Genomic DNA, 24809 nt, shown 5'->3' with positions numbered 1-24809 from the left:
AACTCAATCTCTTTTAAATCAGTGGCTTAAATTTTTGGCCCAATATTGGCATTACCCAGGTATATCCAATTCAAAGGAGCTGAGTAATGTCATTGTCCAAAGTTGCCGCCGCCGTGATGCTGTCCTCCACCCTGGCTTCCGGTGCCGCCCTGGCCCAAAACCAGCAGTGCGATTTCTCCTTCAACCACGACCTGGTGATCAGTGACACCAAGCTGGAGGTGATGGAGGAGGGGCGCACCCTGTACCTGTTTGAAGATGGCCGACTGTGGGTTGAGGGAGACAGTGTTTCCCTGAATGGCAGCCAGCAGGACGCCATGAGTGATTTCCAGTTGGCGGTATACAACCAGATGCCCGCCACCATGGAGGTGGTGGAGCAGGCACTGGAGATGGCAAGTATCGCCCTGGATGCGGTTGCCACCGAGTTTGCCGAATTGGGTGTGGATATGAGTAATCTGCACGATGTGGCGAACACTCTGGCGCAAACCGTACGGGAGAAGATCGCCATGGACGATGGTTCCTATCGCCTGGTGAGCGGAGACTTCGATCAGTTCGGTGACCAGTTTGATCAGGAGTTCGAGCGTCAGCTGGAGGCGGCGGTCACCCAGTCCATGGGAGCGATCATGATGCAGATGGGCTCCGCCATGATGAACAGTGAGGGGGAGGGCTTCGAAGCCAAGATGGAAGCCTTCGGTGAGCGCATGGAGCGCATGGGTGAAGAGCTGGAACAGCGTTTCGCCGGCCAGGAACAGATTCTGGAAACCCAGGCCGAGGAGCTGTGCCGCAGCTGGCAGCAACTGGATGAGATGGAAAATCAGCTGCTGCAGCAGATCCCTGAGCTTAAGCCTTTTGACCAGTTGGATGTGAAAGCCGACAAGCTGGCCTATCGCTGGTACTGAGTTGACTCACAGGGGCAGGGAGACTGTCCCGCCCTTAAACATGGTTCGCTACAGCGGACAATCTACTCCCTGAAAAGTTGATCCAAACTCCACTCTTTGCGGCATACCTGCATTTGCCGCTTTTTTTTTGTTTTCTAAAAGGGTTCAATGTATGGGTTAACCGGAGAGTGATATGCGTGAGCTGTTAGAACCCATAGTTATCTATACCCATGTAGTGCGTGCCCAGGGCTTTTCTGCCGCCGCCCGCCGCCTGGGCATTTCAAAATCCAAGGTAAGTAGCCAGGTAAGTCAGCTGGAACAACAGCTTGGCGTCCAACTGGTGCAGCGCACCACGCGCTCTCTGAGCCTGACTGAGGCGGGGGAGACCCTCTACCGTCATGGTGAGTCCATTATTCGTGAGGTGGATTCTGCCGTTGCCAATGTTCAGAGTCTGCACGATGAGATTCGTGGCGTGCTTCGGGTGGGCATTACCCAGGCCTTTGGCTCCTTGCACCTGATGCCTCTGATCCCCGACTTTATGGCCCGCTACCCCAATCTGGAGCTGGAGATAAGCTTCCTGGATCACAAGGTAGACGTGGTCAACGAAGGGCTGGACCTGTTGCTTACCATGTCTGAACAGTTGCCCCTGGGCATGGTGGCCAGGCCCTTGATGGACTGTCGCTTCGTTCTGGTGGCTTCTCCCGACTATCTGGCCAAGCACGGTGTTCCCTCTACCCCTGATGATCTGGTACAGCACAACTGTCTGGTCTATAAGAGCGAGTGGTATGAGCATGCGGTGTGGGAGTTTAAGCGGGGGGCCGACGAGAAGAAGATCCCGGTCAAGGGGAACTACCGGGTGGATGATGCTCCGGCACTGAAAGAGGTGGCCAAGAAGGGGTTGGGCATTGTCTATCTCTCCACCTACCTGCTGGACAACGAACTGCAGGAGGGGGAACTTATTCCTATCCTGACCGAGTGGAGCCTGACTCACCCCCTGGCCCTGCAGGCGGTCTACCCCAGACGCCAGAACCTGGCCCCCAAGGTGCGTGCCTTCACCGACTTTGTGAAGGAGAGCCTGGGCGAAGTGCCGCGCTGGGATCGCAAATTGGCCCTGTTATTGTAGTCCCTGGCGAAAACATTGTTCTCAATACGGAACATGGCTGTGGTTTGCTGGGGGGTTGGTGCTTAAGTTGTTGATTTTTAAAGTGAGCCCTGCTCGATCCTGAACCTGATTTTGCAGAAATGTTGCGTTTTGGTGGAATTGTTAACTGCTGGCCCCTTGTCAATTGTTCTTATATGAATACAATGGCCACATCAGTTGAGGTTAAAGCTTTCTGGAATTGACCCCTCCATTAAGCCAGCCGTTTGACCTCACTGAGTGATGGCGAGTCACCTCGCGGTTCTCCATCACAGGATTATTGAAATCCATCATCTGGAATTTTGGCCCCGGCAATATCCGGGGCATTTTTCAGACGAAAGATTACCTCCTCCGTACCCTACAAATAAAGGCCAAAGAGCCTTGGAGAGCGGTAGACGGGCGATGGGCAGCGTCAAAAACAAAATAATTGAGCCCAGCATAATAACAAGAGATGGGAGAGCCGAAAGGCTCTCCCTTTTTCTTTGGCTGAACACCAACATCCGCTTCGGCCGAACACCAACATCCGCTTCTTTGGCTGAACGCCAACATCTGTTGAGATCGACGAACTATTGTTTGCTGAGATGAACAAGTGTCGAAGGGTTTTGGCGTTCTGTCAGGGAGGTCGGCTTCAGAGTCAGTCTGGCAGGAACATGGCAAGCAGCTCATTCAGGTAGCGATGCCCCTGTTCGGTCAGCCCCATGGTTTCATCATCCAGGTGGATAAGCCCCCGCTCTCTGGCCTGCTCCAGCAGTGGCCGAACCTGTGCCAGGGTCAGCGGAGTACGCTGCGTGAGCTCTGCCACCGGCATGCTCTCCATCAGCCTCAGCCGGTTCATGTAGTACTCCAGGGCGAAGTCCTCCTCCTCGACTCTGGAGCAGACATCCATAAACTCTCTGTTCCGGTCGAGGAAACCGGCAGGGTGTTTCACTTTCACCGTTCTCAGAACCTGGCCAGTGAGGGGCTGGGTGATCTTGCCGTGGGCGCCGCAGCCGATCCCCAGGTAATCGCCGAAGCGCCAGTAGTTGAGGTTATGCTCACAGCGGAAGCCGGGCTTGGCCCAGGCGGAGATCTCATACTGCTCATAGCCTGCCGCCAGCAGCAGTTCCCGTCCCTGCTCGAAGATCTGCCACTGTACCTCCTCCTCAGGCAGCTGAGGGGGGCGGGAGGCGAACTGGGTGTTGGGCTCTATGGTGAGCTGATACCAGGAGAGGTGAACCGTATCCTGGGCGATCGCCTGGCGCAGATCATACAGGGCGTCTTCCACACTCTGATCCGGAAGCCCATGCATCAGGTCCAGATTGATGCGCTCGAAGCCCGCTTCTTTGGCGCTGGCCACCGCCTTCAATGCCTGGGTGTCGTCATGAATGCGTCCCAGTACTTCGAGCTTTGACCGCTGGAAGCTTTGTATCCCTATGGAGAGCCGATTGACGCCGGCACGGCGGTATCCCTGGTAGCGACCCGCTTCCAGAGTGCCCGGGTTGGCTTCCATAGTGATCTCTATGCCAGGAACAAAGGGGATTCGCTGCTCTACACCTTGCAGCAAACGCTCTATTCCCCCTGCAGAGATGAGAGATGGGGTGCCGCCGCCAATAAAGATGCTGTGTAAGGCGCGCCCCTGGGCCAGGTGTTTGTCCCGGTCCAGATCGGCCAGCAGGGCATCGATGTAGTCATCCTCGGGGATGGCGCCCTTGCGTCCATGGGAGTTGAAGTCGCAATAGGGGCACTTCTGTTCACACCAGGGGATGTGAACATAGAGGGAGAGTGGCGGCAGCTGCATCATCAGATGATGCCTTTGTCTTTCAACTGGGCCAGCAGCAGATCCATGGCTTTGCCACGGTGGCTCAGCGCATTCTTTTCGCCAGCGTCCAGTTCGGCGGCAGTGCGGGTGTCTCCTTTCACCAGGAACACCGGGTCATAGCCGTGGCCCTTCTCGCCTCGGGCTTGGGTGAGGATCTCTCCCTCCCAGCTGGCCTGACAGATGATGGGCGTCGGGTCTTCGGCATGGCGCATAAACACCAGCACACACTGGAAGCGGGCATTGCGGTTCTCTTTGCCATCCATCTCTGCCAGCAGCTTGCGCCAGTTGTTCTCGGCGTTGGAGGGCAGGCCGGCGAAGCGGGCGGAGTAGATACCTGGCTTGCCGTTGAGGGCATCCACCTCGATGCCCGAATCGTCGGCAATGGCGGGCAGGCCGGTGGCCTTGGCGGCGTTGCGTGCCTTAATCAGCGCATTTTCGACGAAGGTGAGGCCATCTTCGATGGCTTCGGGAACCTCAAATTCACTTTGGGGGGAAACGCTAATGGGGAAGTCGGCCAGCAGGGTGGCGAACTCTTTGACCTTGCCGGCGTTGCCGGTGGCCAGGACAATCTGTTTCATGGCATCTACTCAAACCAGGGCTAGGGGCTGGAATTCTACCCGAGCCCCGGCCTGAGTGCGATATCAGTCTACGTAGAACTTCTGCTTGAACTGCAGATTGGTGTCCAGGTCCGTGCCGTTGGAGATATCCAGGGTGAAGGTAAAGGTTTCCTCATTCCTGTGATCCACTTCGGCGATGTAATAGATGGCGGTGCCTTCGCGAATCTCTTTAAACTTGAGGGACTTCTGGCTTCCAAGCAGGTTCTGGGCATTGCCACTGATGCTGGCAGCCACCGCCTCTCCCTCACCGCCTTTGGAGGTGTCCAGAACCACCACGTTTACCAGGCCCACATAGCGGCTGCGGTTGATGCCATAGGTCTTGGCGATGGAGGGTGGGATAAAGGTGCTGCCGAAGGAGACGTAGTGGATGGCGTAGTCCCCTACCTGAACCTTCTGCTCTGCCTTCACGGGAAGAACAAGGAACAGGCTGAGCGCCAGCAGGGCGCATAGACGTTTGAACATAAACGAACTCCTTCTCTGTGTTGCGCGTTGGTATGGCCCCGCCTCACAGGGCCATTCTCACTATTATAATAGTTGCTCAATGAGTTCGGGGATCTGCACCGGGTCGTCAATGCGTACCTGCTTATGTCGACCCAACTCCCCTTTCACTATGGACACCTGCCCCTTGGCCACCCGGAACTGCTTGGCCAGATATTTGGTCAGGTGAGTATTGGCCTTGCCATCCACCGGCGGGGCGGTGATGGCAATTTTCAGCTCTTCGCCGTGGGGACCCACTATCTGGTCGCGGCTGGCCTTGGGCTGGATGTAGAGATTCAGCAGCAGGGATTCCCCCTGCTGCTCTACCGGCCTCAAATGGCGCCCCAGAATGGGATCAGGTCATAGAGGAACAGGTTGATGAAGTTGAGGCCAATCAGTACCACCATCAGGGAGAAATCCAGTCCGCCCATGGCGGGGATAACCCGGCGAATGGGTGCCAGCATCGGCTCGGTGAGCTGCATGAACACGTACTCGATGGGGTTCTGCCCCTGGCTGATCCAGCTCATGATGGCGCGGATGATCAGGATCCAGAACAGCAACATACCCGCTTCCTTCACCAGGGTGATGCCGCCGAGATAAAAGGTAATGGGGTCAAAGGTGCCGCTTTGCACCATCATCAGTAGCGCCCACTTGGCCAGGGCGACCAGGTAAGCCAATACCACACCGGCCAGATCCAGGCTGCCGATGGCGGGAATGAATCGACGCAGGGGGGCCAGCAGCGGGTGGGTGGCTTTCACGATAAACTGGCTGAAAGGGTTGTAGAAGTCGGCGCGGGCCCATTGCAGCCAGACACGCAGGATGACCACCATCAGATAGAGGTTGAATACTGTGCTGATCAGATAGAGAAAGGCAGATGACATAGTTAATCGTTACCCTAATAGAAAAATTAAAACTGTTGAGCCATCTCTACGGCCCTTTTTACTGCGGCCTTCATGGCCCCGTCTACTGTGTCTCGCAATCCCTGCTGTTCGAAATGTTCTATCGCCTTGGCGGTGGTGCCTCCCTTTGAGGTGACCCGGTTACGCAGCTCCGCCAGGGAAAGATCGGGATTCTGTTTTACCATGGCCGCAGCGCCGATGGCGGTCTGCTGAATCATCTCCCGGGCCTGTTCCCGGCTGACCCCCAGGCTGTTGACTGCGCTCTCCTCCATCGCCTCCATCATCAGGAAGAAGTAGGCTGGGGCACTGCCAGCGCAGGCGATCACTTGATCGATGCCGGACTCCTGCTCTACCCAGGTGATCTCCCCTACCGCCTGCATCAGGTGACCGGCCAGCTGCCGATCCGTGTCGCTACAGCCCTTGGCCGCGTAGAGGCCGGTCATACCCAGCCCAAGCAGGGATGGGGTGTTGGGCATGGCGCGCACCACCCGCACATCCTGACCCAGGTACTGGGCAATTCTGTCGCAGGTGACCCCGGCAGCGATGGAGACCACCAGCTTATTGCTGAAATCGATGTGGCTCAGGGTTTCGCAGACCTGTTTCAGGATCTGGGGTTTCACCGCCAAGATTACAACCTCGCTGGCCGCCGCCTCCAGATTGTCGTTGCTGGTTCGGATGGAGAACTTACTCTTCAGTTCATCCAGCTTCGGGTTGCTTGGATTGCTGGCGATGATGGCACTGGCGGGATAGCCTCCCTTGACCAGGCCACTGATGATACTGTGGCTCATATTGCCGGCCCCGATAAAGCCCAGGGTTGGCTGTTGCATCTCTGTCACTGTTACTTCCTTGCCCCAAAAATGGCCGTTCCCAGCCTGACCATGGTGCTCTGTTCGGCGATGGCGGCATCCAGGTCACCGCTCATCCCCATGGATAGGGTATCTATATCGCTAAATTCAGATTTTAGCTCATTAAACAGCTTTTTAACTTTGGCAAATTGCGCCCTCTGCTGCTCGGGATCCTGAGTGGCCATGGGAATGGCCATCAGTCCGCGCAGGCGGATGTTCTCCAGCTGGCTGACCTCTCTGGCCAGGGCGGTCACCTCGTCGGCGCTGGCACCGGATTTGGATTCTTCGTCGCTGATGTTCACCTGCAGGCAGATGTTCAGCGGCGGCAGCTCATGTGGTCGCTGCTCCGCCAATCGTCGGGCGACCTTGATGCGGTCCACACTGTGGACCCATTGGAAGTGCTCGGCGATGGGGCGTGTCTTGTTGGACTGGATGGGGCCGATAAAGTGCCAGATGATCTCCAGATCGGCCAGCTGCTGTTGTTTCTCCAGGGATTCCTGAAGGTAGTTCTCCCCGAAATGACGCTGGCCTGCCTCATAGGCCTCTCTGAGCATGGAGGCGGGCTTGGTTTTGCTTACGGCAAGCAGGGTGATCTCGTCTGAATTTCGTCCTACGACGGCCGCAGACTGTGCAATCTGCTCTTGGGCCAGACTCAGCTGGTCTGCTATGGTTGTCATAATTTTTGGGTTATGTGATGTCAGATAAATGGATATTACTGAGCTTCTTGCTTTTAGTGTAAAACACAACGCCTCCGATCTGCACCTATCTTCCGGTGTGGCCCCTCTTATTCGAGTCGATGGTGAGGTTCGCCGCCTGAGTGTTCCCGAACTGGATCACGCCACCATACAGGCGCTTGTCTACGACATCATGAATGACAAGCAGCGTAAGGAGTATGAGGAGAAGCTGGAGATCGATTTCTCTTTCGAGGTGCCGGATCTGGCCCGCTTCAGGGTCAACGCCTTCCACCAGTCACGGGGAGCTGCGGCGGTATTTCGTACCATTCCCAGCGAAGTGCTGACCCTGGAGCAGCTGGAAGCTCCGGACATCTTCCGCCAGATCGCCTCCTTCCCCAGGGGACTGGTGCTGGTGACCGGCCCTACCGGCTCGGGTAAGAGCACCACCCTGGCTGCCATGGTGGATTACATCAATGCAGAGCGCCGGGACCATATCCTGACCATCGAGGATCCCATAGAGTTTGTTCACAAGCCGAAGAACTGCCTGATTAACCAGAGGGAAGTGCACCGGGATACTCACAGCTTCAACAATGCCCTGCGCAGTGCCCTACGTGAGGACCCCGACGTGATCCTGGTGGGGGAACTCAGGGACCTGGAAACCATTCGTCTGGCCCTGACTGCGGCGGAAACCGGTCATCTGGTGTTCGGCACCCTGCACACCACCTCGGCGGCCAAGACCATCGATCGGGTGGTGGATGTGTTCCCGGCGGCGGAGAAGGATATGGTGCGCACCATGTTGTCTGAATCCCTGCAGGCGGTGATCTCCCAGACCTTGGTGAAAAAGGTGGGCGGAGGCCGGGTCGCGGCCCATGAGATCATGATGGGGACACCGGCTATCCGTAATCTGATCCGTGAGGACAAGGTGGCGCAGATGTACTCCGCCATACAGACCGGTATGAGCCATGGCATGCAGACCCTGGAGCAGAGCCTGACCAAGTTGGCAAACCAGGGGCTGATCAGCCGCCAGGATATGCTGTCCAAGCTGAATAAGCCTTCGATCTAGGAGCCCCTATGGAGATCAATCAGCTATTGGCTCAGATGGTCAGCCGCCAGGCCAGTGACCTGTTTATTACCGCCGATTTTCCTCCGAGCGCCAAGATTGACGGGGTGATGACTCCCCTTGGTGAGGCGCCTTTGACCCCCGAGCAGTCGCTGTCCCTGGTGGAGTCGGTGATGACACCGGACACCAGGGAGCAGTTTCACCTGCACCGGGAGGCCAATTTCGCCTACAGCTTCGATGAGTCTTTGGGGCGTTTCCGGGTCTCTGCATTCTGGCAGCGGGAGCGGGCGGGTATGGTGCTTCGTCGCATCCAGACCGAGATCCCCACCCCGGAGCAGCTGCATCTGCCCCAGGTGATGACGGACGTGGCCATGGCCAAGCGCGGTCTGGTGATCATGGTGGGGGCGACGGGAACGGGTAAGTCCACCTCTCTGGCGGCCATGGTGGGACACCGCAATGCCCATCAGGCCGGGCATATCCTTACCATCGAAGATCCGGTGGAGTTTGTCCATAAGCACCGCAAGAGCATAGTGACCCAGAGGGAGGTGGGGCTGGACACCGAGTCTTTCGAAGCGGCCCTGAAGAGCTCCCTGCGCCAGGCGCCGGACGTGATCCTGATAGGTGAGATCCGCAGTCAGGAGACTATGGAGTTTGCCCTGGCTTTTGCCGAAACCGGCCACCTGTGTATGGCGACCCTGCACGCCAACAACGCCAACCAGGCTCTGGACCGCATCATGCATCTGGTGCCCAAGGAGAAGCATCGACAGCTGCTGTTTGACCTGTCATTGAATCTCAAGGCGGTGATGGCCCAACAGCTGGTGCCCTGTAAGCAGGGCAAAGGTCGGCGGGTGGCCATCGAGGTGCTGCTGAACACCCCCAGGGTGGCGGATCTCATCGCCAAAGGCGAACTGCATGAGCTGAAGGGAACCATGGCTGCCAGCCGGGAACAGGGGATGCAGACCTTCGATCAGGCGCTGTTTGACCTCTACATGGCTGAGCAGATCAGCTATGAGGATGCCCTTCACTACGCCGATTCCCCCAATGATCTTAGGCTGATGATTAAACTCAAGGCCAATGAGGGAAGCCCGGCGGGAAGCCTGGAGGGGGTTACCATTGAACTGGACTAGAACACACAGGGGTTACTGAAAGCATGGCCAATAAACTGGGGCGTCCGGTCGGAGAGTCCAATGCCAGAGAGCTGTTGGTAGAAGCAGCCAGGGATCTGTTTTCCGAGCTTCCCTATGAAAAGGTGTCCACCCGCAAGGTGGCTGAGCGGGCCGGGGTAAACGCTTCGCTGATTCGTTACTACTTCTCCAATAAGTGGGGGTTGTTTGAGGCGATGATGCAGGAGACGGTTCAGCCTGTGTTTGAAAAGGCGATCAAGGCCAGGCAGGGGGAGGACTTCTCATCCCTGTCCGAGATGTTTCGTACCTATTACCGGGTGATGTCCAAAAGTCCCTCTTTTCCCAAGCTGCTCTATCGTCTGCTCTCAATGGATGGCAGAGATGGCCAGATCGGCCATGCCTACGCCATGATCGAGAAGGGGCTGGGGTTGGGGGAGAAACCGTTGATGCAGTCCATGGCGGACAATGGCGATCTCAAGCCTGGCATTGACCCAACCATGGCCCGACTGAGCCTGATGAGTTTGATGGTATTTCCCTTCGTTGCGCCGCCGAAAATGCTCGAGCTTCATGGCATTACCCTGGATGAAGAGTTTATTGAGCGACTGGCTGAGCACAATCTGGCCCTGCTGGAAGCAGGACTGCTGCGAGAGAGTGACCCGTCCTCCTGTAAGTGATCCGCCCGGATCGCCCTGAAGTTCTATCGGTGAATTTTGGTCAACTCATTGACTAACTGCTTTTTTGCTTGTGTGGCGCATTAATCCGGCTCCTTGGTTCTGCACCTGAACCTAGCGGGAACTCCCTATTCTGACTAAGTTTTAAGTTGGAGTCGGGAGGACTCCCTGGGTTTAGAGGTGCAAGGATGCGCAGTTTTTCCGCATGGTCTATCAGAGCACAATTGGTGGTGCTCTTTCTTATCATTCTCTCTCTTGGTGTGCTGGGTGCCTGGCGCATCCATCTTCATGGTACCGATCTGGATGGCGCCAGCCATCACCTGGCCAATGAACAGTTGCCCGGCCTGACCCAGATACATCGGCTTCAGCTCGAGATCGTCACCATAGAGAAGCTCCTCATTGAGCTCAGGCATCAGGGGGTGGACCCCTCTTTGGTCCTGTCCCTGACCCAGGCCCGCCAGCGGGTGCTCGACCTTGTCTCCTTAGGCGCACTGGAGGGTCACTCCCCTGCCTTGGTGCAGTTGCTGCTGCAGGGGGCCGATCAGCTGGATGAGCTGCTGGCTCTCTCTGGTGAAGGTGTGAGCCAGGGGCAGCGCCTGGACTCAGCCTTTGAGGCCACCCTGGTGAGTGCCTCCAGGATTCAGAGCGAACTCTCCTCTTTGTCCAATCAACTGATGTTCAGTGCCCGGCGCTATCCAAATCTGGTGCATTCCCTGAATGAGCAGGCGATGGAGATGGCCCTGTGGGCAAACCTGGTATTGTGGTTTCTGGTTGGCGCCATCATCTATCTGCTGCGTCTCTATGTGACCGAACACCGCCACAGCCTCAGGCTGACCAGCTTTGCCAAGCGAAATCCGGATCCGGTTATGGCCAGTGATTTGAACCTGGCAGTTGAATACGCCAATCCGGCGGCATTGAGCTTGTGCCGTCTTCTGGGGCTGTCCGGTCCTGCCTCGCTGATTGAGCAGCTCAAGCCCTATGCGGAATCGCTGGTAGAGCAGGGTGACGAACTGCTGGAGAGGGAGTTGGAGATAGGCAATTGCATTCTGTTGGTTCGTTTGGTGCTGCTGAAATCCCTCTCTCAGGTGCAGTTCCACCTTAAGGACATCTCCAAGGCTCGCCGGGTAGAGAAAAACATGGAGCATCAGGTTAATCATGATTTTCTGACCGGCCTGCCGAACCGCCGCCAGTTCGAGCGGGACCTGCGGTTCTGGCTCAAAGAGTCTCAGCATGATGTGGTCGTTGGCATGTTGCATCTGGATCGTTTTCAAAGGATCACCGCCGCCATCGGTTTCGAAGGGGGGGATTCTGTGCTCAAGGGGGTCACTGAGCTGCTCAGGAACCAGCTGAGTAAAGAGGCGGATCCGGATGCCCAACTCTCCCTCTACCGGTTTGAGTCCACCCGCTTTGCCATGCTCTGGGTGACACCTTTTGAGCGCACCAGGGTAGAGACGCTGGCCGAGAGGATTCGACAGGGGTTTGCGCCGCCAGTGGCGTGCATCAGAACCAAGCGGCGATTTCACTTCACCCTGAGCCAGGGATTCGCGGCAACGGGGTTGTCAGAGCGGGATGTAGACAGCCTGGTGCGCGATGCAGACTGTGCCGCAGGGCGGGCTGCGGCCCTGGGAGGGGATCGCCTCTGCATCCATACCCCTGAGCAGGGCGATATGGAGCGTCGCAGGGTGCAACTGGAGCAGGACTTGCGCTACGCGCTGGAGCGAAATCAACTGCAGGTTTACTATCAGAAACAGTGTAATCAGCAGGGGCAGGTTGTCGGGGCTGAGGCGTTGCTGCGCTGGCAGCATCCGGAATTGGGTGTGGTGCCACCTGATGAGTTTATCGGCCTGGCTGAGCAAAGTGGCCTGATACTGGAGATTGGAGAGTGGGTTCTTGAACAGGCCTGTCTTCAGGTGTGCAGCTGGAACTGTCAGGGGGGAGAGATGGGGGTGGCGGTGAACATCTCTGCCCGCCAGTTGATGGACAGCAAGTTCGTCGAACGGGTGGAGTCGGTGATCAAGCGTACCGGGGTGGATCCCAGGATGGTTGAGTTTGAGCTGACTGAGTCGATGATGATGGAGAACCTGGCTCGGGGCAAAGAGGTGATGCTCAGGCTGAAGGATCTGGGGATCTGCTTTGCCATTGATGACTTTGGTACCGGTTACTCCTCGCTGGCCTACCTGTCCCAACTCCCCTTCGACGTACTCAAGATAGACCATAGCTTTGTGCGCCAGCTTCCCAGGGATCCCTACTACTGCAAGATCACCAAGGCGGTGTTGTCATTGGCCAAGACCCTGGATCTCACTGTGGTTGCCGAGGGGGTGGAGTATTCAGAGCAGCAACGCTGGCTGGCCCGTCACGGCTGCGATCTGATGCAGGGGTATCTCCACGGCAGACCCATGCCCATAGTGGAGTTTGGCAAGCTCCTGAAGGTGGAAGCCCTGGCTCACTGATTTGGTCTTACCCCTGAACCGGCGGGAGGGCTCCTGTAGTTTTTTGAGCTGTGCAGGAGGTTAAATTTCGTTCTGATGCGCCATTTCCCTTCTCTGCACAGTCTTGGTGCATAAAATCGTAACTTTTCAAGATTAGTGAAAGCCTAATTGGTCAATTGGTTATTTCTCCAAGAAAACTTTCAATATGTCGGCCCGTCCTTGTGCTCCTCATCTTCTTTTATGGTTTATTTAGTCTCTGATCATAAAAGCTTTTTCACTATCCTTTTGGCTAATTGCTGACTATGTGGGCCATTGTTAGACTCGGCTCGATCTTCATTGGATCAAGTTTTGCTTAAGCCGTTGTTGGCCCGGCATTTTACCGGGAGGCGGGAGTGACCCGCATGGAGTTTTCCTAAGAGCCCAATTTGGAGTGGAGCAATGACCAAGATAGTGATCGTCGGCGGCGGAGCTGGCGGTATGGAGATAGTGACTAAGCTGGGCAGAAAATTAGGAAAAAAGGGAAAAGCGGAGATTACCTTGGTGGATCGCTGTGACCACCATATCTGGAAACCTCTGCTTCATGAGCTGGCTACGGGCAGCCTGGATGAGGGGCTCAATGCCCTGGACTACCGGGTGCATGCCGCCCGAAATGGTTATCGGTTTGAACAGGGGATGCTGCATGGCATCGACCGGGGAGCCAAGCAGCTGATCCTGTCACCCATGAAGGATGATCAAGGCGGGGAGATCCTGCCTGAGCGGCGCATAGACTACGATTTTCTGGTGCTGGGGGTAGGTGCGGTGACCAATGATTTTGGCATTGCCGGAGTACAGCAGCACTGTGACTTCCTGGATCTGACCGAGGAGGCGATGCTGCTTCGGCGCAAGATTCGTAATCGATTCCTTCAGTACGCCAAAGAGCACAATGTGGAGACGGAGCATTTCCAGATCTCCATTGTCGGTGCCGGAGCTACAGGTGTGGAGATGGCGGCGGAGATGCACCATGCGGCCAATACCCTGCGGGGTTATGGTTATGACATCAATGAAGATCTGCTGCAGGTTAACCTGATTGAAGCCTCCAACCGGGTACTGCCGAGGATCGATAAGCTGCACATCTGCGACGCGGTTGGCCGGGAACTGGGCAAGCTGGGGGTCAATGTGATGACCAATACCCGCATCAGTGAAGTTCAGGCGGATGGCATGCTGACCAGCGACGGCCAGTTTATCCCATCCGATATGGTGATCTGGTCAGCCGGGGTGAAAGGACACCCCATGCTCTCCACACTGGGGCTGGAAACCAGCGACACGGATCAGATCCTGGTCCACCCCAGCTGTCAGAGCGTCACCGATCCGGCCATCTTCGCCTTCGGAGACTGCGCCGCCTGTCCTCAGGAGGATGGTTCCTGGGTGCCGCCGCGGGGGCAGACCGCCCGGCAGATGGCCCTGCTGGTGGGGGAGAACATCCAGAAGCTGATGGAGGACTCAAGCGCCACACTGGGAGAGTATGTGTACCGGGATCTTGGTGCCTTCATCAATATGTCCAGATTCCATACCGTGGGCAACCTGCTCTCCTGCGTCGGCGGTGGCTTGACGGTGAAGGGTAAGCTGGCACGTTGGGTGTATACCACCCTCTACCGTCGCCACCTGATTGCTTTGCATGGGGTGTGGCGGGGTCTGCTGCTGATGACTCTCAACGGGTTGCAGCGATTGATGCGGCCTGAGTTAAAGCTGCACTGATGTCTGTGGTCACTTGACTCATGACGGACATTAAAAAGGGGAGCCAATGGCTCCCCTTTTTCCGTCACGGCTGCTGATGTCAGCGCTGCGCCGGCACCGGCCTTGGCTTACCGGAATCGGTGATCGCCACATAGGTGAAGGTGCCCTCGGTTACGCAATGACGCCCATCTTCCCCCTTGAGCACCGGCTTGGCCCACACTTCAAGGGTGATGGTCATGGAGCTGGTGCCGACTCGGGTACATTGGCCATAAACGCACACGGCGTCTCCCACCGATACCGGCGTGTGGAAGCTCATGCCATCTACCGAGACCGTGCAGATGCGTCCGCGGGCGATCTCCTTGGCCAGCAGGCCACCGGCCATGTCCATCTGGGACATGATCCAACCGCCGAAGATGTCGCCGTTGGGGTTGGTGTCGGCGGGCATGGCCAGGGTACGCAGCAGCAGTTGGCCCTGGGGAGTGCGTGTGTTGCTCATTATCTGTTACTCGCAAAGAAAGCTTTGGTTTCGGTGACCAGCTTATCCATGTCGGCTCGATCCACATCCAGGTGGGTCACCAGTCTCAGGGTGTTGGCCGCAGAGATGATGATACCCCTCTGAGCCAGGTGATGCTGCAGAGCCCTCGGGTCCTGGCCCTTGAGGCGGGCAAACACCATATTGGTCTGAACCTGGGCCATATCCACTTCAAGCTCCTCCAACTGGCTCAGTTCACTGGCCAGGTGCAGGGCATTGGCGTGATCCTCTGCCAGGCGTTCCACATTGTGCTCCAGGGCGTAGTGTCCGGCGGCAGCCAGGATACCCGCCTGGCGCATGCCCCCTCCAAGCATCTTGCGCCAGCGGCGAGCCTTGTTGATCAGGGCCTCATCACCGACCAGCAGCGATCCCACTGGCGCCCCCAGCCCCTTGGAGAGACAGATGGTCAGCGAATCGAAATGCTGGGCGATGGCGGACAGGGGCAGCTGCTGTTTTACCGCTGCGTTGAACACCCGGGCGCCATCCAGGTGAATCTTCAGTCCGTGATCGAAGGCAAAGCGCTGGGCCTGAGCCAGGTACTCCAGGGGGAGTACCTTACCGCCAATGGTGTTCTCCAGGCTGAGCAGCCGGGTCTGAGCGAAGTGGATGTCGTCAGGCTTTATCTGGGCCGCCAGCTTATCCAGGGGCAGGGTGCCATCCGGGTTGTTCTCCACCGGCTGAGGCTGAATGGAGCCCAGGACCGCAGCACCACCGCCTTCGAATCGGTAGTTGTGTGCCTGCTGACCACAGAGGTATTCGTCTCCCCGCTGACAGTGACTCATCAGGGCCAGCAGGTTGGCCTGGGTGCCTGAACTGGTGAACAGGGCTGCTTCGAAACCGGCCAGATCGGCGGCGTACTCCTCCAGTCGGTTGACGCTGGGATCATCACCATAGACGTCGTCCCCAACCTGGGCGTCGGCCATAAGGCGGCGCATCTCTTCACTGGGGCGGGTTACCGTATCGGAGCGGAAATCGATCATCGCAGTTCCTGACTTGCTGTGGAGAGTGGAGGCCACACTCTATCAGCTTGGCTTATTAATGACACTTATTTGCATTGATACCCACCTCTGTGCTGTGGCATGGGTCACAGCAATGGTCCAGCTGCATGAAGTTAATGATTTGTAGAGATCGGTTAATGGGAGCGGTGTCGCCATTTCACATGAGCGAAATTAATTCGAGGAGTATTTTTCGTCGTTTGTGCGGGGCCGGGGTTGGGGGTAAATTGAACACCTCGTTGATTCAGGAGTCAGAGTCCAGGTCAATGATCGCCGCAGGGTATAGGCACAAGGTTTGTGCCATCTCAGTGTGTGAGTGTTTTTCGTTTCATCCAGTTATTTTGCCAAATGGGGCCGAGAAGTTTTTTTGTGTCGGAGCTTCTCACTACGTCAGTCCCTTTTGCTATTTTACTGTCGGCAGGCCTTGATGGCCTGCCTTTTTTTTGCCTGTCTTCCGGGCTTACCCTCTCTCCAGGCTGTACAGCCAGCGGATCTCTTCGGCCCAAAGATCTTCATCAATGGTCTCCAGGACCATGGGGATCTCCTGCGTCGAGGGGTGATTCATCAGAAACTCAAACACTTCGGTTCCCATCTCTCCCTGTTGCAGGCTATGGTGCCGGTCCACCCGGCTGCCAAGGCTGGATTTGGAGCCATTGAGGTGCATCGCCTTGAGGTATTCAAGCCCAACGACAGAGTCGAATTCGGCGAAGGTGGCTTCAGCGGCGGCGTAGCTGGAGAGGTCATAGCCGGCGGCAAAAGTGTGGCAGGTATCGAGACAGACTCCCACCCGGCTTTTGTCCTCAACCAGTTCGATGATGCGGGTCAGCTGTTCGAAGCGGTGACCCATGTTGGAGCCTTGTCCTGCGGTATTTTCTATTACGGCGGTCACTCCCTGGGTCTTTTCCAGGGCCAGGTTGATGGAGTCCGCAATCAGTTTCAGGCAGTGTTCTTCGTCGATCTGCTTCAGGTGGCTGCCTGGGTGGAAGTTCAGCAGTGGCAGACCCAGTTGCTCGCAGCGTCGCATCTCATCGATAAAGGCATCCCGGGAGCGTGCCAGGGCGTCGGGGTCCGGGTGGCCCAGGTTTATCAGATAGCTGTCATGGGGCAGGATATGCTGCGGGGCGATGCCCACCTCGGTGCAGTTCTCCTTGAAGGCCTTGATGCTCTTCTCCGTAAGGGGCTTGGCCTGCCAGCGGCGTTGGTTCTTGGTGAACAGGGCAAAGGATTTTGCACCAATCTTCCGGGCGTTCAGGGGGGCGTTTTCAACACCGCCTGAGGCGCTGACATGGGCTCCGATTCGTCTCATCTGTGCATTTCCTGATTTTTACAATCTGCAGGATAGTAGGGAGTTGTCAGCCAGGGATCAATTGCTCTGAATCATTGGGTTGTTTATGCTGTGCCTTTTTTCGAGCAGAGCCGGGAGAAACCGTGGATATTAGCTGGCAGGGCATTGTGGATAGGCAGCGAGAGCAGCCCTATTTTCAGGAGATGGCCCGTCGCATTGCCGATATCAGGCAAAGTGGTGTCGAGGTCTACCCCCCCAGTGGAGAGGTGTTCAACGCGCTCTTCCAGACCCCTTTCGAACAGGTCAAGGTGGTGATCCTCGGCCAGGATCCCTATCACGGACCGGGCCAGGCCCATGGTTTGAGCTTCTCCGTACCTCAGGGGGTGGCAACCCCACCCTCACTGAAGAACATCTACAAGGAGCTGGCCCAGGATATCCCCGGATTTGACGTTCCGGATCACGGATACCTCCAGGGATGGGCTGAGCAGGGCGTCTTGCTGCTCAATACGGTGCTCACCGTTGAGCGGGGGAAGGCCCACTCCCACGCCCGTTTTGGGTGGGAGCAGTTTACCGATGTGCTTATGGAGGAGCTGAATCAGCGTCACCCTGGTGCGGTGTTCATGCTGTGGGGCGCCCATGCACAGAAGAAGGGAGCCAGGCTGGATGAGAGTCGCCACCTGGTGCTGACCGCCCCCCACCCATCTCCCTTGTCGGCCCATCGAGGCTTCTTCGGCTGTCGCCACTTCTCCATGGCCAATCAGTGGCTGGAGCAGCGGGGATTGTCCCCGATTGACTGGAGCCCTTGATCTCTGTCAAAGCTTAGAGGCTTGAACAGAAAATGTTTTTTGGTGGCAACTTAAATTTAACTATGATTAAACGATGTACGTTTTTTAGGGGAATGCCATGCTGGCCAGGATTCATACCGACCACAAACACATTCTGACTCTGCTCCGGGTTCTTTCCGGTAAGGCGAAGAGTCTGCGAGAGGGGCAGGAGGTCAACCTGACCCTGATCCGGGATGTGGTGCACTACCTGATGCAGTACGCCGACCACAGCCATCACCCCATGGAGGATATTCTCTATCGCCACTATCTGGACAAGACAGGGCGAGAGGGGGAGGTCAGTCAGCTGGAGAAGGAGCACCAGTCTCTGCACGTTTCCACCGAGGAGCTGCTGGATACCCTGGGGATGATCCTCAATGATGCGGTGGTGCCCAGGGAGAAGTTGATCCACGATGTAGAAGCCTTCGTTGAGATGCAGACCCGTCACCTCAAATACGAGGAAACCAAAGTGTTGCCCGAGTTGGCCAAGACCTTCGATGACGATGACTGGAAGCAGGTGGATCGCCTGGTGGCCAGCAAACTGGTCGAGGACCCCCTGTTTGGCAGTGCCTCAGAGCAGGAGTTTGAAGATCTGCGCAACTACCTGGCGGACGTTGAGGATTGAGCATCGGATGGTGTGAAACAAAAAGCCCCGCGAGCGCGGGGCTTTTTTAATTCTGTCAGGCTTCGATGAGGTCCCAGTCGGGTTCGTAGTTGAAATCGATATCTTGCAGCTCTTTTTCCAAGCGATGACGCTCTTTCAGTGCTTCAATTTCCCGCCACTTGCGCTTCTTGCTGCTGCTCCGTGAACGGGTCGGCTTTTCGACCACGCTTCCTAATGGTGAGCCGTAATCCAACCTTTCCATAGGTCCCCTCCTCAGCTTTGCCTCAGTAATATCGGTATATCACAGCCGGATTTCAGTATGCAACTCAAATGTTGCATAAAGGTTACTGAGGCAGAAGGGGATTACTCGACTACAACTCTCCTTTACGGAAGATAGTAATCAGCCTGGCTGTGGAGGCATCCTGATCCAGCTTTGGAGTATCGCTTTCCAGGTCATCTAATATGGAATTGCCTAACACCTTACCGAGCTCAACCCCCCACTGGTCGAAGGAGTTGATCTGCCAGATCGCGCCCTGGACGAAGGTGCGGTGTTCATACAGAGCCACCAATGCGCCCAGGGTGGCCGGAGTCAGCTTGTTCATCAACAGGGTGTTGCTGGGCTTGTTACCCGGCATCACCTTGTGGGGAGCCAGGGCCTCGATGGCGTCGCTGTCCATTCCCTTCTGTTCCAGCTCACGACGGGCCTCCTCCAGGGTCTTTCCGGCCATCAGCGCCTGGGTCTGGCCAAAGCAGTTGGCAGCCAGCATGGCGTGATGACGGCCCAGCGGGTTGTGGCTGTTCAGTGGCAGGATGAAATCTGCGGGGATTACGCCGCTGCCCTGATGCAGCAACTGGTGATAGGCGTGTTGCCCATTGGTGCCTTCGCCGCCCCAGATCACCGGTCCCGTGTGGTAGTCCACTTCACTGTTGTCGCCGTTGACCCCTTTGCCGTTGCTTTCCATATCCAGCTGCTGGACATAGGCGGGCAAACCGCGCAGGTAGTGGTCGTAGGTCAGAATCACATGGCTGGCGGAGTCAAAGAAGTTGGTGTACCACACGGCCAGCAAACCCATCAGCATGGGCAGGTTCTTCTCCAGAGGCGCGCTGTGGAAGTGCTGATCCATCTGGGCGGCACCTTCGAGCAACTGACGGAACTGGTCGAAGCCAATCTGCAGGGCGATGGGCAGACCGATGGCGGACCACATGGAGTAGCGGCCGCCCACCCAGTCCCACATGGGGAAGATGTTCTCTTCGTCGATGCCAAACTGCACCGCGGCAGGCACATTGGAGGTCACGGCAACGAAGTGCTGACCAATGGCTTTATCCGGGGCACCCTTAGCCAGGAACCAGTCCCGGGCGGTCAGGGTATTGGTCAGGGTTTCCTGAGTGGTGAATGACTTGGAGGACATCACAAACAGGGTGGTCTCCGGATCCACCCTCTTCAGCTTCTCACTGATGGCGGTGCCGTCGACATTGGCTACGTAGTGGCAGTTAAGATCCTTGTGCCAGTAAGGCTTGAGTGCCTCGGCCATGATCTTGGGCCCCAGGAAGGAGCCACCGATGCCAATGCTGACGATGTCGGTAAACTTCTTGCCGGTGTAGCCCAGCCATTCTCCCTGGTGAACCGCCTTAACGAAGGCTTCCATCTTGCTCAGGGTGCTGGCGATCTCTTCACGAATATCCTCACCGTCCACCAGCAGAGGGGTGTCACTGCCGCTGCGCAGGGCGGTGTGCAGCACGGCGCGATTTTCGGTGTGGTTGATCGCTTCGCCACCGAACATGGCGTCGATCTTGGCACTCAGGCCGGACTCTTCGGCCAGCTGTGCCAGCAGGTTGAGAGTCAGGTCATTGATGCGGTTCTTGGAGAAATCCAGTTGCAGGCCAGCGGCCCCCGCCAGATATCGCTGTGAGCGGGCAGGGTCGTCGGCAAACAGGGTTCTGAGGTGGGTGGCCTTAATCTCTTCGGCGTGATCCGCCAGGGCTTTCCAGGCGGGCAGGGAGGTCAGGGTGCTCATGACAGATCCTTATAAAACAGTCAGGCTCCCCAGATGGGGAGCCCGGAAAATCGCGTTAGCCGGTCAGCTTTTCGCTGAGCATCGTTTCCAGTTTGTCCTGGTCGATGGCGAAGTTTCGGATACCTTCGGACAGCTTGTCTGTGGCCATGGCATCCTGGTTCATCTCCCAGCGGAACTGGGCTTCGGTGATGGGGGCTGGGCGGGATTCCACTTCGCCGCTGAAGCTCAGCTTTCTCTCCACCTGGACATCACTCTGCTCCAGTTGCTCCAGCAGGCCTGGGCCGATGGTCAGGCGGTCGCAGCCTGCCAGTTCCAGAATCTCGCCGGTGTTGCGGAAGCTGGCGCCCATCACCACGGTCTGGTAGCCGTGGCGCTTATAGTAGTCGTAGATGTTGCTGACGGAGAGTACACCCGGGTCTTCGGCGGCGCTGTACTCCTTGCCGGTGCTGGCCTTGTACCAGTCGAGAATCCGGCCCACGAAGGGGGAGATCAGGTAGGCGCCGGCTTCGGCACAGGCGCGGGCCTGGGCAAAGCTGAACAGCAGGGTCAGGTTGCAGTTGATCCCCTCCTGCTCCAGGTGACGGGCGGCCTGAATGCCCTCCCAGGTGGAGGCCAGCTTGATCAGGATACGCTCGTTGCTGATTCCCGCTTCATTATAGAGACGCATCAGCTTGTGGGCTTTATCGATGGAGCCTTTGGTGTCGAAGGAGAGACGGGCATCCACCTCGGTGGAGATGCGTCCGGGAACGATCTTGAGGATCTCCAGGCCGATGTTGACCGCCAGCTTGTCGGCGGCATCTTCCAGTTGTTGTGCAGGATCGCTGCTCTGCGCCTTGGCCCAGGCGACCGCTTCCTCGATCAGCGGGGCATACTCAGGGATCTGGGCAGCCTTCAGGATCAGAGAGGGGTTGGTGGTGGCGTCTTCCGGGTGGTAGCGCTTGATCGCTTCGATATCACCGGTATCGGCTACTATGGTCGTCAGTGCTTTCAGTTGGTTTAGAGCATTAGACATAGATGTTCTTCCGTTACAACTTTCTGGGCAATTAGCCCACCATTAAATGCGATTTTGTATTATTTGCCAACAATAAAGTAATAAAATTACAGTGAATCGCCAGCGCCAGGGACCCAATCGCGCATTTTGGGAGTGAATTCCCTTTAGCCTCTTCCCTCCTCTCCAGCCGTGAGCAGAGGCAAGAGTTAGGTTCTGCGTAGATAAAAGGTGCTTGTTTCTCAATAGTTTCAAGCCACTTTTTCGGACAGAATCAGAGAGTCTAGATCAAAGCGACACCGGGGTTCACCCATATAAGTCAATTTTCACCGGGTTTTTCATGGAACAGGGCTTTTTTCCATCCACGGGTGAGTGAAAAGTGTCCAGAATGAGTGTTGGCGAAGATCGTTACCCTCTGCCTATAGAAAAAGGTAGTCGTCAGGCAGGCGTTTGCCACGACGATTATGGGTAAAATATTGGCTTCAGGTTAAAAAAATGCTGCCGCTGGTGGGTTTTTCGGTAGCGCCCAGGTTGCGCCCAAGATAGCGGGGTGTTGTGTTGTGAGCGGCCTCACGCGCTGTTCTGAAAAACCTATGCTAACGTGCCCCCCCATCGCCCGAAAGAGGTGCCTAAAAGTTGCCCTCTTTTGTTCAATTACAACCCTAAATAGGGGCGAAAGGCCAGGCACGGCCGCACTTTGTGGTTAGGGACAGTCCCATTAATAGTGAACCGGTAAGAATGACGCCGGGCTTTTTCACTCAGCAAAGAAGAATTCCAATATGAATATGACAGCAGTCACCGGGGCCACTGCCCTGGAAGCCGTGAACGACGTTCTGGCTTCGGCAACCGGCGCCGTAAACGGTCTACTGTGGAATCACATCCTGATCTACCTGCTGGTATTTGCAGGTTTCCTGTTTACCGTACGTCTGGGCTTCATCCAGTTCCGCCGTCTGGGTCATGGCTTCCGCTCTGTGATGCATGGTCGTGAGACCGAACATGGCATCTCCTCCTTCCAGGTGTTCTGTACCTCCATGGCTGCCCGTGTGGGTACAGGTAACATGGCGGGTATCGCCGTGGCCATCGTCGGTGGTGGTCCAGGTGCCATCTTCTGGATGTGGGTCATTGCCCTGCTTGGCATGTCCACCGCATTCGTCGAGGCCACCCTGGCTCAGCTGTTCAAGGTTGAAGATGATGAAGGCTTCTACCGTGGCGGCCCCGCCTTCTACATGGAAAAGGGACTGGGTCAGCGCTGGATGGGGATCCTGTTCTCCATCTTCCTGATCATCTCCTTCGGATTCGTGTTCAACGCCGTTCAGGCCAACACCATTGCCGGTGCCATCGGTGATGCCTTCGGCATCGACAAGCTGATGCTGGGTCTGGTGATGGTCGCCGCGACCGCCTTCATTATTGTCGGTGGTATGAAGAAGGTGGCCCACGCCTCCGAAGTGATTGTGCCCATTATGGCCGTGGTCTACCTGGCGGTTGCCCTGGTGGTGGTGTTCCTGAACCTGGGCAAGGTGCCTGCGGCTCTGGCGCTGATCATCGAGAGTGCCTTTGGCCTGGAGCAGTTTGCCGGCGGCGCATTGGGTGCCCTGATCATCGGTGCCAAGCGTGGTCTGTTCTCTAACGAAGCGGGTATGGGTTCTGCGGCCAGTGTGGCGGCCAGTGCCAACCCCAACCCCAAGCACCCGGCTTCCCAGGGCTTTATCCAGATGACCGGCGTATTCGTTGATACCCTGGTGATCTGCACCGCCTCCGCGGCCATCATCCTGCTCTCCGGTGTTCTGGACAACCCGGGTGATGCCCAGGGTATTGGCCTGCTGCAACTGGCTCTGACCAATGAACTGGGTGGCTGGGCAAGCTACTTCGTGGCTTTTGCCATCATCCTGTTCAGCTTCAGCTCCATCATCGCTAACTACAGCTACGCCGAGAACAACATCATGTTCCTGAACGGCAACACCCACAAAGGCCTGATGCTGTTCCGCATCGCCGTGCTGGGTATGGTGCTGTTTGGTTCTTTGGCCAAGGTGGCCGTGGTCTGGGATCTGGCCGATGCCTCCATGGGTATGATGGCGCTGGTGAACATTGTGGCGATCTTGGGCCTCTCCGGTCTGGCGGTGAAGCTGGCCAAGGATTATGTGCAGCAGCTGGATGCGGGCAAGACCCCGAGCTTTGATCCTGCACGCTTCCCTGAGCTCAAGGGCAAACTGGCCCCGGGCGTCTGGGAGAAGTAAGCCGATTACCCCTATCGAAAACCACGCCAGCCGGCGTGGTTTTTTTGTTGGGCGCCGGTGCTATCATGGCTCCATCACTTTTGAATAAGGATGGAGCCTGCCATGCTGGCCGTTATTTCCCCCGCCAAGAATCTGGATTACGACAACCCCGCCCCCACTGCCGTCAGCACTCAGCCCCAATTGCTGGATGAGGCCGCCGAGCTGATTGAGGTGTGCCGTAAGCTGACTCCGGCGGATCTGGCCTCCCTGATGAAGCTCAGTGACAAGCTGGCGGGACTGAACGTGGCCAGGTTCCAGGAGTGGAGTGCCCCCTTTACCCCAGAGAATGCCAAGCAGGCACTGTTTGCCTTTAATGGTGATGTCTACACCGGCCTGGAGGCGACCAGCCTGAGTGAGCCGGAGCTGGAGTACACCCAGAAGCACCTGAGGATTCTCTCCGGTCTCTACGGTCTGTTGCGTCCTCTGGACCTGATGCAGGCCTATCGTCTGGAGATGGGCACCAAGCTGGCCAACCCCAGGGGCAAGGACCTGTATGCGTTCTGGGGTAAGTTGATCACCGACCGGCTTAACCAGGCTCTGGCGGAGCAGCAGACCCAAGTTCTGGTGAACCTGGCTTCCAACGAGTACTTCAAATCGGTAAAGGTCCGTGAGCTGAATGCCAAGGTGGTGACCCCGGTCTTCAAGGATCTGAAGAGTGGCCAGTACAAGATCATCAGCTTCTACGCCAAGAAGGCGAGAGGGATGATGGCCCGATTCATGGCCAAGGAGCAGGTGACTGAACTGGCCCAGTTGGAGCAGTTTAACTATGGCGGCTACTACTACAGCGCCGAGCACTCCGACGATAAGACCCTGGTGTTCCTGAGGGACGAGCCGGCATAGGTAACTAAAGGCCAGATAAAGAAAAAGGAGGACTCAGGGTCCTCCTTTTTTGTGTTCGTTGTCCCGTCCTGAAATAGGTTTACACATTGGAGACCTATTATGGGCAAGCCAACAATAGCAAGGCGTAAGCGCACTC

The 24809-nt window shown here is 56.8% G+C and carries 24 protein-coding genes; 11 read left to right on the top strand and 13 right to left on the bottom strand.

What is annotated here, in order from left to right; genetic code table 11:
- Positions 1-86 precede the first annotated feature (86 nt).
- Together ACN0RV_RS05560 and ACN0RV_RS05555 are read left to right on the top strand one after the other, a co-directional pair.
- A complete protein-coding gene (locus tag ACN0RV_RS05560) occupies positions 87-896 on the top strand; it encodes a DUF2884 family protein (protein ID WP_417346330.1) in 810 nt (269 codons plus the stop codon).
- 172 nt (positions 897-1068) lie between these two features.
- Positions 1069-1998, top strand: a complete 930-nt coding sequence (locus tag ACN0RV_RS05555; protein WP_417346328.1) for a LysR substrate-binding domain-containing protein — start codon at positions 1069-1071, stop codon at positions 1996-1998.
- A gap of 649 nt (positions 1999-2647) precedes the next feature.
- Here ACN0RV_RS05555 and hemW read toward each other — a convergent pair.
- The 7 genes from hemW to ACN0RV_RS05520 all read right to left on the bottom strand — a co-directional run bounded on the left by hemW (position 2648) and on the right by ACN0RV_RS05520 (position 7326).
- Positions 2648-3790, bottom strand: coding sequence for a radical SAM family heme chaperone HemW (gene hemW / locus ACN0RV_RS05550; protein ID WP_417346629.1), 1143 nt, complete (start codon positions 3788-3790; stop codon positions 2648-2650).
- A gap of 2 nt (positions 3791-3792) precedes the next feature.
- Positions 3793-4389: an RdgB/HAM1 family non-canonical purine NTP pyrophosphatase gene (gene rdgB / locus ACN0RV_RS05545; RefSeq protein WP_286341503.1), complete on the bottom strand. Its 597-nt coding sequence runs from the start codon at positions 4387-4389 to the stop codon at positions 3793-3795.
- Between the two features lie 63 nt (positions 4390-4452).
- A complete protein-coding gene (locus ACN0RV_RS05540) occupies positions 4453-4890 on the bottom strand; it encodes a DUF4426 domain-containing protein (protein WP_417346322.1) in 438 nt (145 codons plus the stop codon).
- Positions 4891-4953: 63 nt separating this feature from the next.
- The gene (gene yggU / locus ACN0RV_RS05535) at positions 4954-5241 is read right to left on the bottom strand and encodes a DUF167 family protein YggU (RefSeq protein WP_417346316.1); all 288 of its coding nucleotides are present in this window, start codon (positions 5239-5241) and stop codon (positions 4954-4956) included.
- Positions 5238-5786, bottom strand: coding sequence for a YggT family protein (locus ACN0RV_RS05530; protein ID WP_417346314.1), 549 nt, complete (start codon positions 5784-5786; stop codon positions 5238-5240). Before ACN0RV_RS05530 ends, yggU begins: the two co-directional genes overlap by 4 nt.
- Positions 5787-5812: 26 nt before the next feature.
- Entirely contained in the window at positions 5813-6631 is an 819-nt protein-coding gene (gene proC / locus ACN0RV_RS05525; RefSeq protein WP_417346627.1) for a pyrroline-5-carboxylate reductase, read from the bottom strand.
- 11 nt (positions 6632-6642) lie between these two features.
- A complete protein-coding gene (locus tag ACN0RV_RS05520; RefSeq protein WP_417346312.1) occupies positions 6643-7326 on the bottom strand; it encodes a YggS family pyridoxal phosphate-dependent enzyme in 684 nt (227 codons plus the stop codon).
- Positions 7327-7354: 28 nt separating this feature from the next.
- Here ACN0RV_RS05520 and ACN0RV_RS05515 point away from each other — a divergent pair, with 28 nt between their 5' ends.
- From ACN0RV_RS05515 to ACN0RV_RS05495, 5 genes are all read left to right on the top strand, one after another.
- Positions 7355-8386, top strand: coding sequence for a type IV pilus twitching motility protein PilT (locus ACN0RV_RS05515; protein ID WP_417346311.1), 1032 nt, complete (start codon positions 7355-7357; stop codon positions 8384-8386).
- A gap of 8 nt (positions 8387-8394) precedes the next feature.
- Positions 8395-9510, top strand: a complete 1116-nt coding sequence (locus tag ACN0RV_RS05510) for a PilT/PilU family type 4a pilus ATPase (RefSeq protein ID WP_417346309.1) — start codon at positions 8395-8397, stop codon at positions 9508-9510.
- Positions 9511-9533: 23 nt separating this feature from the next.
- Complete coding sequence (locus ACN0RV_RS05505) at positions 9534-10181, top strand: TetR/AcrR family transcriptional regulator (protein ID WP_417346307.1); 648 nt, start codon at positions 9534-9536, stop codon at positions 10179-10181.
- A gap of 224 nt (positions 10182-10405) precedes the next feature.
- Positions 10406-12628 carry a putative bifunctional diguanylate cyclase/phosphodiesterase gene (locus ACN0RV_RS05500; RefSeq protein ID WP_417346305.1) on the top strand — a complete coding sequence of 741 codons (2223 nt, stop codon included), beginning with the start codon at positions 10406-10408 and terminating at the stop codon, positions 12626-12628.
- A 417-nt stretch (positions 12629-13045) separates the two neighbouring features.
- Positions 13046-14341: an NAD(P)/FAD-dependent oxidoreductase gene (locus ACN0RV_RS05495; protein WP_417346303.1), complete on the top strand. Its 1296-nt coding sequence runs from the start codon at positions 13046-13048 to the stop codon at positions 14339-14341.
- Between the two features lie 79 nt (positions 14342-14420).
- Here the strand turns inward: ACN0RV_RS05495 and yciA are convergent, their stop codons facing one another.
- From yciA to nfo, 3 genes are all read right to left on the bottom strand, one after another.
- Entirely contained in the window at positions 14421-14816 is a 396-nt protein-coding gene (yciA, locus tag ACN0RV_RS05490; protein WP_286341513.1) for an acyl-CoA thioester hydrolase YciA, read from the bottom strand.
- Positions 14816-15832, bottom strand: a complete 1017-nt coding sequence (ltaE, locus tag ACN0RV_RS05485) for a low-specificity L-threonine aldolase (protein ID WP_417346300.1) — start codon at positions 15830-15832, stop codon at positions 14816-14818. Before ltaE ends, yciA begins: the two co-directional genes overlap by 1 nt.
- Before the next feature lie 475 nt (positions 15833-16307).
- The gene (gene nfo, locus ACN0RV_RS05480; RefSeq protein WP_417346299.1) at positions 16308-17153 is read right to left on the bottom strand and encodes a deoxyribonuclease IV; all 846 of its coding nucleotides are present in this window, start codon (positions 17151-17153) and stop codon (positions 16308-16310) included.
- A 128-nt stretch (positions 17154-17281) separates the two neighbouring features.
- On the opposite strand from nfo, the gene ung reads away from it, so the two are divergent.
- Together ung and ACN0RV_RS05470 are read left to right on the top strand one after the other, a co-directional pair.
- Positions 17282-17938, top strand: a complete 657-nt coding sequence (gene ung, locus ACN0RV_RS05475; protein ID WP_417346625.1) for a uracil-DNA glycosylase — start codon at positions 17282-17284, stop codon at positions 17936-17938.
- Positions 17939-18035: 97 nt separating this feature from the next.
- Positions 18036-18578, top strand: coding sequence for a hemerythrin domain-containing protein (locus ACN0RV_RS05470; RefSeq protein WP_417346298.1), 543 nt, complete (start codon positions 18036-18038; stop codon positions 18576-18578).
- 55 nt (positions 18579-18633) lie between these two features.
- Here ACN0RV_RS05470 and ACN0RV_RS05465 read toward each other — a convergent pair whose 3' ends face one another.
- The 3 genes from ACN0RV_RS05465 to tal all read right to left on the bottom strand — a co-directional run bounded on the left by ACN0RV_RS05465 (position 18634) and on the right by tal (position 21584).
- The gene (locus ACN0RV_RS05465; RefSeq protein WP_028110407.1) at positions 18634-18819 is read right to left on the bottom strand and encodes a DUF3545 family protein; all 186 of its coding nucleotides are present in this window, start codon (positions 18817-18819) and stop codon (positions 18634-18636) included.
- A 109-nt stretch (positions 18820-18928) separates the two neighbouring features.
- The gene (gene pgi / locus ACN0RV_RS05460; RefSeq protein ID WP_417346296.1) at positions 18929-20572 is read right to left on the bottom strand and encodes a glucose-6-phosphate isomerase; all 1644 of its coding nucleotides are present in this window, start codon (positions 20570-20572) and stop codon (positions 18929-18931) included.
- Positions 20573-20627: 55 nt separating this feature from the next.
- Positions 20628-21584, bottom strand: a complete 957-nt coding sequence (gene tal / locus ACN0RV_RS05455) for a transaldolase (RefSeq protein WP_286341518.1) — start codon at positions 21582-21584, stop codon at positions 20628-20630.
- Between the two features lie 761 nt (positions 21585-22345).
- Here tal and ACN0RV_RS05450 point away from each other — a divergent pair.
- On the top strand, positions 22346-23794 hold the full coding sequence (locus ACN0RV_RS05450; RefSeq protein WP_417346623.1) for an alanine/glycine:cation symporter family protein: 1449 nt from the start codon (positions 22346-22348) through the stop codon (positions 23792-23794).
- A gap of 102 nt (positions 23795-23896) precedes the next feature.
- Positions 23897-24673: a peroxide stress protein YaaA gene (yaaA, locus tag ACN0RV_RS05445; RefSeq protein WP_417346293.1), complete on the top strand. Its 777-nt coding sequence runs from the start codon at positions 23897-23899 to the stop codon at positions 24671-24673.
- The last annotated feature ends 136 nt before the right edge of the window (positions 24674-24809 follow it).

It is taken from the genome of Ferrimonas sp. (genome assembly GCF_048263965.1).
Classification (GTDB): Bacteria; Pseudomonadota; Gammaproteobacteria; order Enterobacterales; family Shewanellaceae; genus Ferrimonas.
Note: the sequence above shows the minus strand (reverse complement) of the source record. Positions and strands in the feature narration are given on the sequence as shown.

Excerpts from the sequence above, each read along its gene's own strand:
- ACN0RV_RS05560 (WP_417346330.1), top strand. The coding sequence starts at position 87 with ATGTCATTGTCCAAAGTTGCCGCCGCCGTGATGCTGTCCTCCACCCTG.
- ACN0RV_RS05555 (WP_417346328.1), top strand. The coding sequence starts at position 1,069 with ATGCGTGAGCTGTTAGAACCCATAGTTATCTATACCCATGTAGTGCGT.
- hemW (WP_417346629.1), bottom strand. The coding sequence starts at position 3,790 with ATGCAGCTGCCGCCACTCTCCCTCTATGTTCACATCCCCTGGTGTGAA.
- rdgB (WP_286341503.1), bottom strand. The coding sequence starts at position 4,389 with ATGAAACAGATTGTCCTGGCCACCGGCAACGCCGGCAAGGTCAAAGAG.
- ACN0RV_RS05540 (WP_417346322.1), bottom strand. The coding sequence starts at position 4,890 with ATGTTCAAACGTCTATGCGCCCTGCTGGCGCTCAGCCTGTTCCTTGTT.
- ACN0RV_RS05530 (WP_417346314.1), bottom strand. The coding sequence starts at position 5,786 with ATGTCATCTGCCTTTCTCTATCTGATCAGCACAGTATTCAACCTCTAT.
- proC (WP_417346627.1), bottom strand. The coding sequence starts at position 6,631 with ATGCAACAGCCAACCCTGGGCTTTATCGGGGCCGGCAATATGAGCCAC.
- ACN0RV_RS05520 (WP_417346312.1), bottom strand. The coding sequence starts at position 7,326 with ATGACAACCATAGCAGACCAGCTGAGTCTGGCCCAAGAGCAGATTGCA.
- ACN0RV_RS05515 (WP_417346311.1), top strand. The coding sequence starts at position 7,355 with ATGGATATTACTGAGCTTCTTGCTTTTAGTGTAAAACACAACGCCTCC.
- ACN0RV_RS05510 (WP_417346309.1), top strand. The coding sequence starts at position 8,395 with ATGGAGATCAATCAGCTATTGGCTCAGATGGTCAGCCGCCAGGCCAGT.
- ACN0RV_RS05505 (WP_417346307.1), top strand. The coding sequence starts at position 9,534 with ATGGCCAATAAACTGGGGCGTCCGGTCGGAGAGTCCAATGCCAGAGAG.
- ACN0RV_RS05495 (WP_417346303.1), top strand. The coding sequence starts at position 13,046 with ATGACCAAGATAGTGATCGTCGGCGGCGGAGCTGGCGGTATGGAGATA.
- yciA (WP_286341513.1), bottom strand. The coding sequence starts at position 14,816 with ATGAGCAACACACGCACTCCCCAGGGCCAACTGCTGCTGCGTACCCTG.
- ltaE (WP_417346300.1), bottom strand. The coding sequence starts at position 15,832 with ATGATCGATTTCCGCTCCGATACGGTAACCCGCCCCAGTGAAGAGATG.
- nfo (WP_417346299.1), bottom strand. The coding sequence starts at position 17,153 with ATGAGACGAATCGGAGCCCATGTCAGCGCCTCAGGCGGTGTTGAAAAC.
- ACN0RV_RS05470 (WP_417346298.1), top strand. The coding sequence starts at position 18,036 with ATGCTGGCCAGGATTCATACCGACCACAAACACATTCTGACTCTGCTC.
- ACN0RV_RS05465 (WP_028110407.1), bottom strand. The coding sequence starts at position 18,819 with ATGGAAAGGTTGGATTACGGCTCACCATTAGGAAGCGTGGTCGAAAAG.
- pgi (WP_417346296.1), bottom strand. The coding sequence starts at position 20,572 with ATGAGCACCCTGACCTCCCTGCCCGCCTGGAAAGCCCTGGCGGATCAC.
- tal (WP_286341518.1), bottom strand. The coding sequence starts at position 21,584 with ATGTCTAATGCTCTAAACCAACTGAAAGCACTGACGACCATAGTAGCC.
- ACN0RV_RS05450 (WP_417346623.1), top strand. The coding sequence starts at position 22,346 with ATGACAGCAGTCACCGGGGCCACTGCCCTGGAAGCCGTGAACGACGTT.
- yaaA (WP_417346293.1), top strand. The coding sequence starts at position 23,897 with ATGCTGGCCGTTATTTCCCCCGCCAAGAATCTGGATTACGACAACCCC.